This window comes from Pseudahrensia aquimaris, assembly GCF_042676045.1.
Taxonomy (GTDB): domain Bacteria; phylum Pseudomonadota; class Alphaproteobacteria; order Rhizobiales; family Rhizobiaceae; genus Pseudahrensia; species Pseudahrensia aquimaris.
Map to the genome: position 1 here is coordinate 335788 of NZ_JBHTJV010000002.1, position 15045 is coordinate 350832.

Below are 15045 nucleotides of genomic sequence, written 5' to 3' on the forward strand. Positions count from 1 at the left end.
CGCGCGATCAGGCGGCGGCTTCTTCCGCTTCGCCCTCGCCGTCCTCTTCATCCGTCTTCGGTCCGCGACGCGGGCCTTTTGCGAGGTTGGCTTCAATCAGGTTGACGGCTTCCGTCTCGCTGATTTTGTTCACAACCGCGATTTCACGCGCCATGCGCTCCAGAGCAGCTTCATAAAGCTGACGCTCGGAATAAGACTGTTCGGGCTGCGTGTCTGAACGGAACAGGTCGCGGACAACTTCTGCAATCTGGATAAGATCGCCCGAATTGATCTTCGCATCGTATTCCTGTGCGCGGCGGCTCCACATGGTGCGCTTGACGCGGGCGCGGCCTTGAACTGTCTTGAGCGATTTTTCAACGTGCGTAGGTTCAGCCAGTTTGCGCATGCCAACGGATTCTATTTTAGGCACAGGCACCCGCAGGGTCATTTTGTCTTTGGCGAAGCTGATGACGAACAGTTCCAGCGAAAAACCAGCGACTTCCTGCTCCTCGATTTCGACAATCTGGCCAACGCCGTGTGCGGGATAAACAACGAATTCGCCGGTTTTAAAACCCTGACGTTGAACTGCTTTTTTGGCTGCCATGTGGACTGCGCTCCTAGTTGCGTGGTCTGTCTTTATGCTCGCGTTGTTTGCGTTGCGCGGTGACAAACTCTTGTTATCGCCGGAACACGAAAGCAGACCGGCTTTTTAATATCGACCCAATGGTCGGATGGTTCGTTGCGTCTTTAGAGGGAAAGTGCGCGGACAGTTGAATTGCCGCCGCTATCCCGTTTGCCAGACCGACAAATGCCAAGGCCACCCGCAGGGGCACTTGAAAGACATTGTATCAGGAGGACTGTGTGAAGCCTTTGGCGATAATCGAATGTGTTTTTCGCTGTTGGCCCCGTTCAAAACGCTTCAATCGTGACAGCATACACTAAAAAAGGGCAATTTTCAACGTGGATAGATTTCGTGCGGAATTCTGGGGTTAGAAGTGCTTTTGCGCTCCTTAATGCCAGTGGCTTAGCTGCCTTCGCCCGGTTCCGGCGAGAAATATTTCTCAAACTTGCCTTCTTCGCCGTCAAATTTTTCGCCATCTTCGGGCGGTGTGCCTTTGGCGATGATGTTGGGCCATTTCTCGGCGTATTCGGTGTTGATCTTTAGCCATTTGTCGAGACCCGGTTCGGTGTCGGGTTTGATGGCTTCAGCGGGGCATTCCGGCTCGCATACACCGCAATCGATGCACTCATCCGGGTGGATGACAAGCATGTTTTCGCCTTCGTAGAAACAGTCGACTGGGCATACCTCGACACAGTCCATGTACTTACATTTTATGCAGTTATCGAGCACGAGGTAGGTCATAGATGTAAAGTCCGTTCAACAGGTGCGACTGTCAGTTTGATGCAGTCAGATTTGGGGATGTGGTAGCGCGTGGTTTGGGCGCTGACAAGGCTTGGAAGCCGCTTTCAAATGGCGCAGGTGTTCAATCGAATTGTTCGCCAGCTTGAGAGCGAAAACGGGATAATTCGCGACGCTCTTTCTTGGTCGGGCGGCCTGCACCTTCTTCGCGCACCGCCTGTTTCAGCGGTCTTCCGGTTGGATCGCGCTTCACCGGCGGTGGGGAAAGGTCTTCATAAAGCAACTGCGCCTCTGGGGCTGGGCCGCGGCGCGTTCCAGGTGCGCGAACTTTGAGGATTTTGATTTGCCGGTCGAGTGTGACCGTCAACACGTCATCGCGCACGACAGTATGGCTGGGTGAGCCTATGCGGACTGTGTTGATGCGGATTTTGCCCGATTTGACGAGGGATTGAGCGAGCGAGCGGGTTTTGACTGTGCGTGTGTACCACAACCATTTGTCGACCCGCATCTTGGAGGTCGGATCGCCGACAATTTCCGGCAGGATCGGTGGTTCTTCTTCGTCGTCAGCCATTTCCACCTTTGAGCGAATTTTTCAGCGCGGCCAAAGCTGCAAAAGGCGAGTCCGGATCGGCGACTTTTGGCTTTTCTTGGCGCTTGGGGGCCGGTTTGCCGCCTGCTTTGGGGTCTTTACCTTGGCCTCTGGCCTGTTTCGTCCGATCAGAACGGCCTTTGCGCGGGGCATTTTGCTCTGCGCCGCGCGGTTTCCCCCTGCCGCCGGCTCGAACGGGCCGCCAAATGTCGATGCGTTTTTCTTCTTCAGGCTCTTCAGAGGTTGCTTCGGCAGAAGACGCTTCAGCGGGAACAATTTCAGCCTCTGGGGTTGCTTCTTCCGTTTTGGGCGCGTCACCTTGCGTTTTCGGAGCGTCCCATTGAGCGACTTTGGCTTCGACGTCGGCAGCCGCCATATTGTCGTTTTTGTAGCCCAAGCCTTTTAGCACCGCCGCCATATCTTCATGGGTTGCGCCGAGGATCGAGAGCATGTCCGGGGTGACGTAAAATCCAACCCCGTCCCAAGCACCGCCGGGGCGGGCTTCGGTTTTGTCGGCACGCCACGAAATTGCGGGGCGGATCAGGTCTGCCAGACGTTCCAGAATATCGGCACGCACGGCCTTTTGGCCCAGCACGCGGAAACCGGCGAGCGGGTAGAAGGCTTGGTCGAATGTCTCGTCGACCGGCATGGACGTGCGTCCAGCGGCAAGAGCGGTGACAATCTCTTCGCGACCTGCGGCTTCCATCTTGTTGTTGTTGAGCGCCCACAGCTTGGCGCACAGAGCTGCCGGTGCAGGCTTGATGAGGGCTGGCACAAAGATGTGATAAGCGCCAAAGCGTACGCCTTTGCGGCGAAGCTGGGCGCGTTGGTCTTGGTCGAGGCCGCGCACGTCGTCTGCAATGTCACGACGGTCTACCACGCCCATGCTTTCAACAATGCGGAAGGAGACGCCACGAGCGAGACCGTCGACGCCTTCATCATTGGAAAGATCGAGAAGTGGCTTGAGGTGAGTTTCGATCTGAAAACCGATCCAGCGTTCTAGGCGTGCGGCAACCTTATCGCGCGCTGGGCCGGTCAGTTGTTCGTCGGCCAGCAGGATAACGCGGGGCTTGAGAACCGCATCTCCGGCGGCAAGCCTGCCTACGGGGGCGCCAATCCAGCGCAGCGTTCCATCGCTGTCGGCGATGATGTCTGAATTGGGCGCAGCGGCAAGACGTTCGGAACGGGCTTCGATTTCGCTCGCCAGCGCTTTTTGCGCTGCAAGGCGTGTGGCTTTCGCGTCCGGGCCATCGGCCGTCGCGTCGCGCGTGAATCGAAAACCGACGAGTTCACCAACATGGTGTCCCTCAACGGTGACCGTTCCGGTCGGCGAAATTTCGGCCTCAAGCATAGAGTTTTCCCGAAGGCGCTTCATCAACACCGATGTCCTGCGATCAACAAAGCGTTTCGTCAAGCGATCATGCAGGGCATCGGACAGGCGATCTTCGATGGCGCGGGCTTCTCCTTGCCAATGCGTGGCGTCTTTCAGCCATGAATCGCGGTGCGCGACGAAGGTCCATGTGCGAATGTGTGCAATCCGGTTTGAGAGCGCATCAATCTCGCCTCGTGTATCATCGCACTGGCTCATTTGCTGGGCAAACCAGTCAGGGTCAATATAGCCGTTGTCTGCCAGATCAAGGTAGATAGACGACAGCAGATCGGCATGGTTTGCCGGCGAGACGCGGCGGTAGTCCGGTATTTGTGCCACCTGCCAAAGTTGTTCCACGTGCGCGGCTTCCAGCACTCTGTCTTTGACACTTTGCAGCCCCGCCATCGCGGTGAACGCCCGTTGGTCGATGGCCATCGGGGCTTTGACCAAGGTCGGATCTTTTGATGGGGTTTCCAGCGAGACGACAAGGCTTTCAATGGATGAAAAGTCCAGATCGCGGCTGCGCCATTGCATAACTTTCACGGGCGGGAATTCGTGGGTTTCCAAACGACTGACCAATTCGTCTTCGAACGGATCGACATTTCCCGTTACTCCGAACGTACCGTCATTGGTGTGGCGTCCGGCGCGGCCAGCGATCTGTCCGAATTCCGCAGGGTGCAGCCGGCGCATTTGGTGTCCATCAAATTTCGTTTGCTGAGCGAAAGCTACGTGATCAACGTCAAGATTAAGACCCATGCCAATCGCGTCCGTCGCGATAAGAAAATCCACATCACCTGATTGATACAGCTCCACCTGCGCGTTGCGGGTGCGCGGCGATAGCGAGCCGAGAACGACGGCAGCCGCGCCCCTTTGTCGGCGGATGAGTTCGGCGATGGCGTAAACTTCATCAGCCGAGAAGGCGACGATTGCGGAACGGCGAGGCAGGCGGGTGATCTTTTTCTGGCCCGCATATTGAAGCTGCGAGAGGCGTGGGCGTGTCACGACGTTAATGCCGGGCAGCAAGGCCTCCAGCGCAGGGCGCAGCGTTGCGGCGCCAAGAAGCATTGTCTCGTTGGTGCCGCGCAAATGAAGCAATCGGTCGGTAAAGACGTGGCCGCGATACAGATCGGAAGCCAGTTGCACCTCGTCGATGGCGAGAAAGGCAACATCAGTGGTCGGCGGCATGGCCTCGACCGTGCAGATGTGGAAACGCGCACCAGGCGGGCGAATTTTCTCTTCGCCGGTTATCAGCGCGACCTGGTTTGCAGGCACCCGTTCGATGACACGGTTGTAAACCTCTCGCGCCAGCAAGCGCAGGGGCAGGCCGATCATGCCGGATTGGTGGCCGAGCATACGTTCAATAGCGAGGTGGGTTTTGCCTGTATTGGTCGGCCCGAGAACGGCGGTGACACCGCGCCCGGCCCCAAGGCGGCTTTCGCGCCTTTTTAGTTCGGGTCTGGTGTTGCGGTTCATGGCAAATATCCTTGCCGCCGCAGGCGCGGGGCTTCAAGTGCCAGTGTTAGCATTGTGTGGCGGATTGCAAACCGCGCCTAAAGGTCCACCCCCAAAAAGATGAACACCAAGCGCTTAGCGTAGGGCGAGTTTAGTGGCGTTGCCCTCTATCATGCCGAAGCGTGTTGGCACCTTGAAGCCGACGAGGCTGAAGACATCGGTAGAACCGACGCGGCCCATCTGGACTTCAATGTCTTTTCGCGTCTTGAGGAAATTAGTGCCCTTGTTGGACTTGCGATGGCCAGCGACAGGTACGTATTTTACTGCGCATCGGTAAACTGGTCCATTGTATCCAGCAGGGCGGTCTGTGCCTTCGCCCTTGTAGCTGAATTCCAGGTTCATGCGCACTTTCCCGTCAAATACAGGCACACTGCGGTTGCAGACCTCTTTGCCGTTGGTTTTGCCGCCGTCTGCCACGGGGAATATCAGAGCGCTGACGGGGTCCAGTACGTTTTTAGAGTGGCTGTCTTTCAGCGGTATCGTGTCCGGCTTGATTTTGATCTTTGGGCTGTAGGCAATTTTCACGACATTGGCACCGGCGAATGTAAGCTGCGTTTCCCCCTTCTTTTTGCCGCGTCGAAACGATGCATTTTGGCTGGAGGGAATTACTTTGGTGCCTGATATCTTGCCGCTCGCGCTCATTGAGCCCTTGGAACTCGCAATGATAGCCATCGCCTTGTTCGTCCGTGCAGAGCCGTCGATTTTATAGCGCGTGCCGTTGATTACGATCTTGTTCTTCATTGTGGCAACGGGAATGCCCTTGAAATAGACTGAAAACGTGCTGGAAAGGTTCGCATCCGCTGCATTTGCAATAATGGGTGACGATACCAGAACTGCCGTGAGCAATGATGCTGCGGAGCGTTTTGGCCTTTGTTTCATCAGTTTCATGGGAGGACTTTCTGCCTTTTGTGGTTTGCAACACACGCCGTTGTCCGTATTCACATCGCCAAGCAATAGGGCGAAACTAGGAAGGTGCCAATTTTTGCGCCTGCGTCACATTTGTGATTGCGCGTCAGCCCTTGACGAAATGGCTCTTCGCGCCTAGGACAGCGCCACAATTTCCCGCACTGGCGAAACTGTTGGCCGCGATGGCCGTTCAAAGCCTTTCTCGAGGCGTTGGAGGATCGTCGTGAAAATTGCATGTGCCATATGAATGACGCATGAACGGCTTTCAGGACCACGTGCTTTTGATAGACGATAACCGAAGGACGACCATCATGTCCCGCAAATGTGAACTGACCGGCAAAGCCGTTATGACCGGTAACAATGTGTCCCACGCTAACAACCGGACGCGCCGCCGTTTCCTCCCGAACCTCGTCAATGTGACGTTGCTTTCGGAATCGCTGGGCCAGCGCATCCGCCTTCGCGTTGCAGCTGCTGCTCTTCGCACGGTTGAGCATCGCGGCGGTTTGGACGCGTTCCTGATCAAAGCAAAAGAAGACGATCTTTCGCCAAAAGCGAAAATTCTGCGCCGTCAGGTTCAAAAGAAAGCCGCTGAACAGGCTGCTTAATGTGGTTTCGGGCCAGATGCTGGCCTGACCCATACAAGACATAGAGAAGGCGGCAATTGCTGCCTTTTTTGTTGGACAGACCTCATTTGCGTTTTCGCCTCACCGGCTTCGCAAATGCCTAACCGAACCCCAACAGCAAAGGACTTTGCGCCATGACCGCAGCCGTTTCCCGTTCTACTCTCGTTGCATTTATCGCCGCCATGGCCTTCGTGGTCGTTGTCTCCAATGTGCTTGTGCAGTTTCCTGTGCAGGCGATGATTGGCTCCTACAATCTTGCTGACCTGCTGACCTATGGCGCTTTCACCTATCCGATCGCGTTTCTCGTCAACGATCTGACCAATCGCCGCTTTGGCCCCTCCAAGGCACGCATTGTTGTCGGGTTTGGCTTTGTGCTTGCTGTGATCTGCTCAGCGACCATTCCGCCGCTGCTGTTCTCGCTGGGTCTGTTTCCCTTTGAAATGACAAGCGGACGTCTGCTGCGCATCGCGATTGCATCGGGCACCGCTTTTCTGATTGCGCAATTGTTGGACGTGTTTGTGTTTGACCGCCTGCGCGGCGGCCAGTGGTGGAAAGCGCCGTTGTTCTCCACCTTCGTCGGTTCAGTGCTGGATACGGTTCTGTTCTTTTCGCTCGCCTTCGCCACCAGCTTTGCTTTCTTGGGCGCTGGCGATGAGTTTGCGACGGAAGCCGCACCGTTCCTCGGCCTGTTTGCAATCGAAGCACCGCGCTGGATTTCCTGGGCCGTGGGTGATTTCGGTGTGAAGGTGCTGGTTGGTTTGGCGCTGCTCATCCCATACGGGGTCATCGCGCGTCGCCCCGCCGTAGCCTAGTCTTCGGGTCTATTGCGCTCGAATTGTAGCGCCCCGGGCAAGGGGCTGAGCCACGATTCACGTCGGATGGTCCACAGTTCGTAGGTGGGCTTGAATTGGTCTGGCGCATCAAGAGCGCCAAGATGAATTTCGATCTCTTTGCCCGATCGTGAAAAAACCGATGATCCGCATGTCGGGCAGAAGTGACGCTGCTCGTGATGATGGGTTTTGCCTTCGATTGTTACCAAGTCTTGCGCAAAAACGGCAGACGCATGGAAAACCGCGCCGTGGTGTTTTCGGCAATCGAGGCAATGGCACAGGCCGACGCGATCGGGCTTGCCGTCGGCTGTGAAGCGGACGGCTCCGCAAACGCAGCCGCCCTGTACCATTTAAGCTGTGCCTTTAGCGTCGATGGCCAGCGCGTGCAGGCCGGCGTCGAATTCTTCTTTCATCAGTGCATTAATCGCCCGATGTGTGGCGACGCGGTTTTGGCCGTTGAAGGCATCGGCCACGATTCGAATCCGTAGATGGCTCTCGCCTTGGCCGTTAAATCCGGGCTGGTGGCCCGCATGGAGATGGCTTTCGTTGATCACTTCCAGCGACGTGGGCGCGAAGGCTTCCGTTAGCTTGCGCTCCATTTGCAGAACGAGTGGGCCTTTGGTTGGCGCGGTGGCATCTTGCTGCGTCATTAATGCTCCTTATGTCGAGGGCTGCGGTCTGGTCTTTTGGCCGTTGGTGGTCTAAACATGATCGCCCCTTCAAGACACCAATTTGGGCATCCTGCAACCGGGATGCAATCCGTAAAGGTCATCTGTTCAGCCCATGGCTTCCAATTCCGATATTTTCGACAAAATACGCATCAAACCGCGCGGGGCGAAGAAGCGTGAGGAAGAAGAAAAAGCCGCCAATGAGTGCGCTTGGGAAGGGTGCGACAAGCCCGGTGCCCATAAAGCACCGATGGGCCGCAACCGCGAAGGGCACTACATCAATTTTTGTCTGGAGCACGTTCGTCTCTACAACAAGAATTTCAACTATTTCTCCGGTCTTTCTGACGAGCAGATCGCCAAGTTCCAAAAAGAGAGCCTCACCGGGAACCGCCCGACCAAGCCGATGAGCACACGGCGCGTGGGGGAGCAGGTGGACGAATCAACTTTGCGCGCCAAACCGACATGGCACAAGAACGTGCGCACTCGCTATACGCCCGACGGCAAGCGCATTCCCACCGGCACGACCGGCCCACGCAAACTAAAGCGGCTTGACGCAAAAGCCATGCGCGACCTTGGCCTGCCGGAATCGGCAAGCAAGGAAGAAGTCACCCGCAAATACAAGCTGCTGGTGAAGCAGAACCACCCCGACGCCAACGGCGGCGACCGCTCTTCCGAGCAGCGGCTGCAGGTCATTCTGGCAGCTTATAAACAACTCAAATCGTCGGGGATTGCGTGAGGCTTTCAAGCCGTTTGTATTGAAAGCAGCCTTTCGTTAAACCGATTTCCAACACATCCATTTGGGCCGACCGGCCCGCGCGAATAAAGAAGCACGATCATCATGACAGAGCACGCCAATTTGCCGGACCGAATGGTTTCGGTCCGTGAGGTTTTCGGCATTGATTCCGACTGGGAAGTTCCCGCCTACAGCGAGAAGAGCGAGCACGTGCCAGCGCTCGACCCGGACTATCTGTTCGACCGCACAACAACACTCGCGATTTTGGCCGGCTACGCCAACAACCGCCGTGTGATGGTGACGGGCTATCACGGCACGGGTAAATCCACGCATATTGAACAGGTCGGCGCACGGCTGAACTGGCCGACGGTTCGCGTGAACCTCGACAGCCACATTTCCCGTATCGACCTTGTCGGCAAAGACGCGATTGTGCTGGAAGACGGCCAGCAGATTACGAAATTCCAGGACGGTATCCTGCCGTGGGCGCTGCAAAACAATGTGGCGCTGGTGTTCGATGAATACGACGCTGGCCGCCCGGACGTGATGTTCGTTATCCAGCGTGTGCTGGAAGTCGCCGGTCGCCTGACCCTGCTTGACCAGAACCGCGTGATCGAACCGCACCCGGCCTTCCGCTTGTTTGCGACGACCAACACGGTGGGCCTTGGCGATACGTCCGGCCTCTATCACGGCACGCAGCAGATCAACCAAGGCCAGATGGACCGCTGGTCGATCGTTACGCAGCTCAACTATCTGCCGCACGACCACGAGGTCGATATCGTTGCCGCTAAAACGTCCGAATGGGCAAACGCCGAAGGGCGCGATAACATCAACAAGATGGTGCGGGTTGCTGACATGACCCGCGCCGCGTTCATCAACGGCGATCTTTCCACCGTGATGAGCCCGCGGACCGTTCTCACATGGGCCGAGAACTCGGTTATTTTCGGCGACATCTCTTTCGCCTTCCGCCTGACCTTCTTGAACAAATGCGATGAGCTGGAACGGCCCTTGGTGGCAGAATTCTACCAGCGTGCGTTTGGCGAAGAGTTGAAGGAAAGCGCCGTGAATGTGGCGTTGAGTTAGGCTGGAAAACCATGTCCCGCATCGGCGATAATTCTGGCAATAAGAACTCCATCGCGGATGTGGAACCGCTGAAGACTTCCGTTGCGGGCTGCATGCGGGCGATTGCTCAGGATGCAGAGCTGGAAATCACGTTTGGCAAGGACAAGCCGGGCATGACGGGCCAGCGTGTGCGCTTGCCGGATCCTTCTTCCAAGCCAACGGCACGGGAAATATCTGTCACACGTGGCCTGTCCGATTCCATGGCTCTGCGCCGTGCCAAGCACGACAGCGCTATCCACGCCAAGCACGTTCCCATGGGCGAAAATGCGCGGGCTGTTTTCAATGCAGTTGAGCAGGCGCGGGTGGAAGCTATCGGCTCAAAAGCAATGGAGGGCATGGCGTCGAACCTTGATGACATGCTGGAAGATCGCTTTCACCGCGCCAACCTCGCTGACGTTGTGGATCGTTCCGATGCGCCGCTGGAAGAAGCGGTTGCGCTTCTCGTGCGGGAGAAAATCACAGGGCGGGCTGCGCCAAAATCTGCCGAAGCTGTGCTCGATATCTGGCGCGACTGGATTGAGGAGCGGGCTGGCGACAATTTCGACAATCTCGATTCCGCGCTGGACGACCAGGAGGCATTTGCCAAAGCCGCGCGCGATCTGATCGCCGATCTGGAAATGGCCGACGAGTTGGGTGAGGACCCGCAGACCAACGACGAAGAGCAAGAATCGGAAGAAGAACAACAGGCGGACGCCGAGGAAGATCTCGAACGCGAAAACGAAGAAACGACCGGCTCCGACGAGGCTTCGCCCGAAGAGCAGGAAGCGACCGGCGACGAGCAGGAAACGGGCGAGATGGAATCGTCTGACACGTCCGGCGAAGACATGATGGACGATGATGACGGCGAGGACGCCGAGACGCCGGGCGAAGCGCCGCGTCCCGACCCGCCGTTTTCAAACCTGCCACCGATTTCCGACTACAAGATTTTCTCAACCGCTGATGATGAGACGATTGCGGCGGAAGAGCTTTGCGATGAGGCCGAGTTGGAGCGCCTTCGGGCTTTCCTCGACAAGCAATTGGCGCATCTGCAAGGCGTCGTGGGGCGTTTGGCAAACCGATTGCAGCGCCGCCTGATGGCGCAGCAAAACCGCGGTTGGGACTTTGACCTAGAAGAGGGTTATCTCGACTCTGCGCGGCTGACCCGCATCGTGACGGACCGCACCGCGCCACTGTCGTTCAAGATGGAGCGCGATACGGAGTTCCGCGATACGGTGGTGACGCTGCTGCTCGACAATTCAGGCTCCATGCGCGGACGGCCGATCACGGTCGCGGCTACCTGCGCCGATATTCTGGCCCGCACGCTGGAACGTTGCGGCGTGAAGGTCGAGATTTTGGGCTTCACCACGAAAGCTTGGAAGGGCGGGCAATCGCGCGAAGCTTGGCTTAAGGCGGGCAAGCCTGCCAATCCGGGCCGACTCAACGACCTGCGCCACATAATCTATAAGAGCGCGGATGCGCCTTGGCGTCGTGCGCGGCGCAATCTTGGCCTGATGATGCGCGAGGGATTGTTGAAAGAGAATATCGACGGCGAAGCGCTCGACTGGGCGCACCAGCGGCTGTTGGCGCGGCCCGAACAGCGCAAGATTTTGATGATGATTTCCGACGGTGCGCCTGTGGACGATTCCACGCTTTCGGTGAACCCCGGTAATTATCTGGAACGCCATTTGCGGTTTGTGATTGAAGAAATTGAGGAGCGCTCACCCGTCGAATTGCTCGCCATCGGCATCGGCCATGACGTGACGCGTTATTATCAGCGCGCTGTCACCATTGTGGACGCTGAGGAACTAGCGGGTGCCATGACCGACCAGCTGGCCGAATTGTTCGCCGAGCAAACCACAACCCGCCGCGTCCGCCGCCCCAAGCGGCAACGGGCTTCGGGGATTGTGGGGTAGGGGATTTGGGGCTGCGCGGTGCTGAGGAGTTGGTCTGCTTTGAGCCCAAAGTGACTGACACTTCTATCCGAACGAACGGCTGATTTTGCAATTGCAGCAGAAGTTTTGCTTACGGGGTGGGGCTAGCCACGAATACCACTGCGAACAGACTTTTGATTGAACCGATCTTCGAAGTATGTCCGAAATATTTCGTTTTCGGGGTACTCTACAGGAGCTTTCCAGACCGCACCAAAGCGTCCGACAAGTCCTGCAATCCAATCAGCAGCCTGCATCGTTTGATAGCGGTGACTTTCAACTTGGTATGGTGGCTCAATTAAGCAACGCCGCGGTTCAGCAGAATTATACATGGCTATGGCAGCCTCAGTAATCAATGCATCTCGCTGATCGTGCTCATCAAGTATCAAAATGAAATTTTCATATTGTTCACAATCTTCTTCACAGTGCTGGTTAATACGTTTGATCGCCTCTCTCAATACAATGCGGTAAAGGTGGTTTGCGTTATGCTCTTCCGGTGAATGAGGTTTTGTGCCGCCGACATGGAACAGAAAACCACCTAGCGCATCAATCTTGTTAAATAGCCTGAACGTGAACCTACGGAGTTCCTCATACTTCGTAACATTATTTATTGTGTAGAGGCTCGCCCCTTTCTTTTCCCAGACTGCTGGATGTTGATCTGACCTATTTATCTCAAACGCAAGTAGATCCTGTTTGCGTTGGAAGAACCATGTACCGAATCCTCGCACTTGGTCTATTGGTAGGGCAAAGCCAGCCAAGCCGAAGACTGGGCTATCATTATGGCGTGGATCTGTTCGGCTGATGTATGGCCCAATGTGACCAAATTCATCCAAATACACTACGTAGGTCACACACTTCCCCATAAACACGAAAACCCACGCTTACGCGTGGGTCTCGGAAAGAGGGCAATACAAGCTTGCGCCTCAGTACCAATTTGAGGGTTGGGCCACTCAAAGTCAAGCATTTTGCGAACAAGTGCTCAATAAGCTTCAACTATCAACCCACCAAACAAATTCAATTTTACAAATGTAAGCTAAATAAAAGCGCAAGATATTGATCGCGTTCAAAATTAGACGTTTGAGTAATGCCCTCGAACGACTGCAAGGTCCGCACTGCTGCCGTCCCACCCAACTATCCAATCACCCTCAATTCCCCAATCTCCCGCACACTCAGCAATTCCGGCTTTCCATCCCGAATAACGATGTTTTCTTCGTGCACCAGCATGCCGCCGCCGGGGACGGGCATTGAAGGTTCGAGCGTCATCACCATGCCTTCTTCCAGTACGGTTTGGTCCCAGTCGATTATTGAGGGCTGCTCGGTGAGTTGCATTCCTAGCCCGTGGCCGTAGCGGCCTACTCCGCCGGAGGATGCGGGCGTATCGCTCGCTTCCGCAATCACTTCGTGCATGGCTTCGAACAGGTCGTAGCACGTTGCGCCCGGTCTTGCTGCGGCTAAGCCTGCTTCTGTCGCCTGCCAGAGCGTTCGGTGGGTGGCTTTGACGGCTTCAGCGGCGTGGCCAAAGGCGAAGTTGCGGTCGAAATCGCAGAACGCGCCGCGCAGAGTGGCGCCGGTGTCCAACATCAGCACATCACCTTTCTGCAAAGGCGTATCGGAGGGGGGAGAGATGACGTCGTCATAGCCCAGCGCACCCGCGCCGCCGACCAGATAGGGCACGTCTTCGGCTCCCGCTTGTAGCAGCGCGATCTTGAAGGTGCGAAAGGCTTCGCTCAGCGGTTGGCCGATGTGGAAGAGTTCGTCAACGCGGGCAAATGTGTTGCTGGCGATGGTGCAAATTTCGCGGTGGGTGGCGATTTCGGCTTCGGATTTTATCATGCGCAGGCGTTGGATGAGCTTGGTTGCGTCGGCGAAATCTCGCCCCAGTTTTTCGAAGTCAGCAAGCGGCATGCGCAGGCTGGTTTCATGCCCCATGGCCATGCCGATGTTGATGTAGGGCGCCATGGCGAGCTTCAGCGCTGACAGTCCATCGTCCTTTTGGGCAGGTGCAGACCATGTGCGGATGTCGTCAATCCAGGTCTGTGCCATCAGTGGCGTACCGATTTCGGGAATGACCGCGATCGGCTTTTTGTCGATCGGCACGATGCAAAACCACGGACGTGTTGGGCTTTGCCAAAAGAGCGTGCGGAAGCCGGTAAACCAGCGGATTTCCGCTTCGCTGCACAGGAACAGTGCGTCGAGTCCAGCTTCGCCCATCGCTTTGTGGGCGCGGGCGAGGCGGGCTTCGTATTCGGCTGTAGGATAATCCATCGCGTTTACGCTCCTTCGGAGATATAGCACAGGACGCGCGATGTGCCTTCGATGCCGAAAGCGGATTTGTTGGCTTGGTGCAACATGGCAAGGCCAGCGCCGCCGGAAGGGGAGGTGGTGATGCCGTGCTCGGCAAATAGGGCGAGGCTGGTCGCCACATCGGCGTCGGAAATGGTGGTGAAAAAGTCGGCTTCCTTAGCGAGATATTTCAGCGCCAAGTGGGACGGCGTCTTGCAATCGAGCCTGCCCATCGAGGAGACCGGGCCGGACGTATCCACGCTGGTTCCAGCCTTGATGCTTTCGATCAAAGCCGGGGCCGCTTCCGGCTCTACGACGATCAGCACGACATCATCGCCCCAATGGGAGCGCGCAGCTGCGGCGCAGGCTGCGGCTAGGCCACCAACTCCGGCTTGGAGAAAGATATGCGTGGGCGGCGTGCTTATCTGCTCGGCAACTTCGTGCCCCATGATGAGATAGCCCTCCATCACATCGCGGGCGGGGTCGCTGTAGCCGAGCCATGAACCATCGGAGAGGAGAAGCCAGCCGTTTTCAGCGGCAGCCTTTTTGGACGCTTCCATTGAGGCTTGGTAGTCTGCGCCTTCGATCACAACATCTGCACCTTTGGCGCGGAGGCGGTTGGCAAAGTCTTCCGGCACAGTTTCGGCCAGATAGACGACAGCGCGAGCACCGAACAGCTTCGCTCCGGCTGCCAGCGAAAGGCCATGGTTTCCGGCGCTGGCGCAGACGAAGGTTTCGCCTTCCAGCGCTTTGGCCATAGCGATGGGGTCTGCTGCATCTGCTTTGGCGGCGGCTTGCTTGGCGATTGCATACGCTGCGCCAAGTGCTTTGAACGAGCCGAGTCCCATGCGCTCGCGTTCATCTTTCAGCGCCAGATGGGCGACGCCCAATTCTGCGGCTAAGCCGTCCGCCTGGATCAGCGGTGTGGCAGCCGCAGCAGGGCAGTGCGCATAAAGGGCACGTGCGGCTGCAGCGTCCGTCTCAACATCGCCTCGCGCCAAGCCCGCTATTGACGGCAAACCAACGTGACGAAGCGGGTTTTTGAGAATTTTGACGGAGGAAGTGGCTGGCATCGCGTATTTTCCAAACATTTAGGCGTAAGAGGATATGCCGCATGAGCGAACCCTTGCCTTTTGCCTCCGTTCTTTTCAGATATCGAGAAGAAAA

The 15045-nt window shown here is 56.7% G+C and carries 15 protein-coding genes; 5 read left to right on the forward strand and 10 right to left on the reverse strand.

Annotation, left to right across the window (positions count from 1 at the left end; translation table 11 throughout):
* Nucleotides 1-7 precede the first annotated feature (7 nt).
* The 5 genes from ACFQ14_RS01445 to ACFQ14_RS01465 all read right to left on the reverse strand — a co-directional run bounded on the left by ACFQ14_RS01445 (nt 8) and on the right by ACFQ14_RS01465 (nt 5697).
* Complete coding sequence (locus ACFQ14_RS01445) at nt 8-583, reverse strand: CarD family transcriptional regulator (RefSeq protein WP_377210917.1); 576 nt, start codon at nt 581-583, stop codon at nt 8-10.
* A 420-nt stretch (nt 584-1003) separates the two neighbouring features.
* Nucleotides 1004-1342 (reverse strand): ferredoxin FdxA, encoded by a 339-nt coding sequence (fdxA, locus tag ACFQ14_RS01450; RefSeq protein WP_377210918.1) that lies wholly within the window; start codon nt 1340-1342, stop codon nt 1004-1006.
* A gap of 121 nt (nt 1343-1463) precedes the next feature.
* A complete protein-coding gene (locus ACFQ14_RS01455; protein ID WP_377210919.1) occupies nt 1464-1910 on the reverse strand; it encodes an RNA-binding S4 domain-containing protein in 447 nt (148 codons plus the stop codon).
* Nucleotides 1903-4770 carry a helicase-related protein gene (locus ACFQ14_RS01460; RefSeq protein ID WP_377210920.1) on the reverse strand — a complete coding sequence of 956 codons (2868 nt, stop codon included), beginning with the start codon at nt 4768-4770 and terminating at the stop codon, nt 1903-1905. The genes ACFQ14_RS01455 and ACFQ14_RS01460 overlap by 8 nt, the downstream gene beginning before the upstream one ends.
* Before the next feature lie 114 nt (nt 4771-4884).
* Nucleotides 4885-5697, reverse strand: coding sequence for a DUF3108 domain-containing protein (locus ACFQ14_RS01465; protein WP_377210921.1), 813 nt, complete (start codon nt 5695-5697; stop codon nt 4885-4887).
* A gap of 329 nt (nt 5698-6026) precedes the next feature.
* Here ACFQ14_RS01465 and rpmB point away from each other — a divergent pair, with 329 nt between their 5' ends.
* Complete coding sequence (rpmB, locus tag ACFQ14_RS01470) at nt 6027-6320, forward strand: 50S ribosomal protein L28 (protein WP_377210922.1); 294 nt, start codon at nt 6027-6029, stop codon at nt 6318-6320.
* Between the two features lie 152 nt (nt 6321-6472).
* Nucleotides 6473-7150 carry a queuosine precursor transporter gene (locus ACFQ14_RS01475; RefSeq protein WP_377210923.1) on the forward strand — a complete coding sequence of 226 codons (678 nt, stop codon included), beginning with the start codon at nt 6473-6475 and terminating at the stop codon, nt 7148-7150.
* Here ACFQ14_RS01475 and ACFQ14_RS01480 read toward each other — a convergent pair.
* Both ACFQ14_RS01480 and ACFQ14_RS01485 read right to left on the reverse strand, forming a co-directional pair.
* Nucleotides 7147-7518 carry a GFA family protein gene (locus ACFQ14_RS01480; RefSeq protein ID WP_377210924.1) on the reverse strand — a complete coding sequence of 124 codons (372 nt, stop codon included), beginning with the start codon at nt 7516-7518 and terminating at the stop codon, nt 7147-7149. The two genes, ACFQ14_RS01475 and ACFQ14_RS01480, sit on opposite strands and share 4 nt — an antisense overlap.
* Complete coding sequence (locus tag ACFQ14_RS01485; protein WP_377210925.1) at nt 7519-7818, reverse strand: BolA family protein; 300 nt, start codon at nt 7816-7818, stop codon at nt 7519-7521. It lies immediately after the preceding gene.
* A gap of 133 nt (nt 7819-7951) precedes the next feature.
* Between ACFQ14_RS01485 and ACFQ14_RS01490 the strand changes: the two genes are divergently transcribed.
* The 3 genes from ACFQ14_RS01490 to cobT all read left to right on the forward strand — a co-directional run bounded on the left by ACFQ14_RS01490 (nt 7952) and on the right by cobT (nt 11580).
* Nucleotides 7952-8572, forward strand: a complete 621-nt coding sequence (locus tag ACFQ14_RS01490) for a J domain-containing protein (protein WP_377210926.1) — start codon at nt 7952-7954, stop codon at nt 8570-8572.
* Nucleotides 8573-8674: 102 nt separating this feature from the next.
* The gene (gene cobS, locus ACFQ14_RS01495; protein ID WP_377210927.1) at nt 8675-9649 is read left to right on the forward strand and encodes a cobaltochelatase subunit CobS; all 975 of its coding nucleotides are present in this window, start codon (nt 8675-8677) and stop codon (nt 9647-9649) included.
* 11 nt (nt 9650-9660) lie between these two features.
* Nucleotides 9661-11580: a cobaltochelatase subunit CobT gene (gene cobT, locus ACFQ14_RS01500; RefSeq protein ID WP_377210928.1), complete on the forward strand. Its 1920-nt coding sequence runs from the start codon at nt 9661-9663 to the stop codon at nt 11578-11580.
* Nucleotides 11581-11702: 122 nt separating this feature from the next.
* Here cobT and ACFQ14_RS01505 read toward each other — a convergent pair whose 3' ends face one another.
* The 3 genes from ACFQ14_RS01505 to ACFQ14_RS01515 all read right to left on the reverse strand — a co-directional run bounded on the left by ACFQ14_RS01505 (nt 11703) and on the right by ACFQ14_RS01515 (nt 14951).
* Complete coding sequence (locus tag ACFQ14_RS01505) at nt 11703-12446, reverse strand: DUF3800 domain-containing protein (RefSeq protein ID WP_377210929.1); 744 nt, start codon at nt 12444-12446, stop codon at nt 11703-11705.
* Between the two features lie 280 nt (nt 12447-12726).
* The gene (locus ACFQ14_RS01510; RefSeq protein WP_377210930.1) at nt 12727-13860 is read right to left on the reverse strand and encodes a M24 family metallopeptidase; all 1134 of its coding nucleotides are present in this window, start codon (nt 13858-13860) and stop codon (nt 12727-12729) included.
* Nucleotides 13861-13865: 5 nt separating this feature from the next.
* Entirely contained in the window at nt 13866-14951 is a 1086-nt protein-coding gene (locus ACFQ14_RS01515) for a pyridoxal-phosphate dependent enzyme (RefSeq protein ID WP_377210931.1), read from the reverse strand.
* Between the last annotated feature and the right edge of the window lie 94 nt (nt 14952-15045).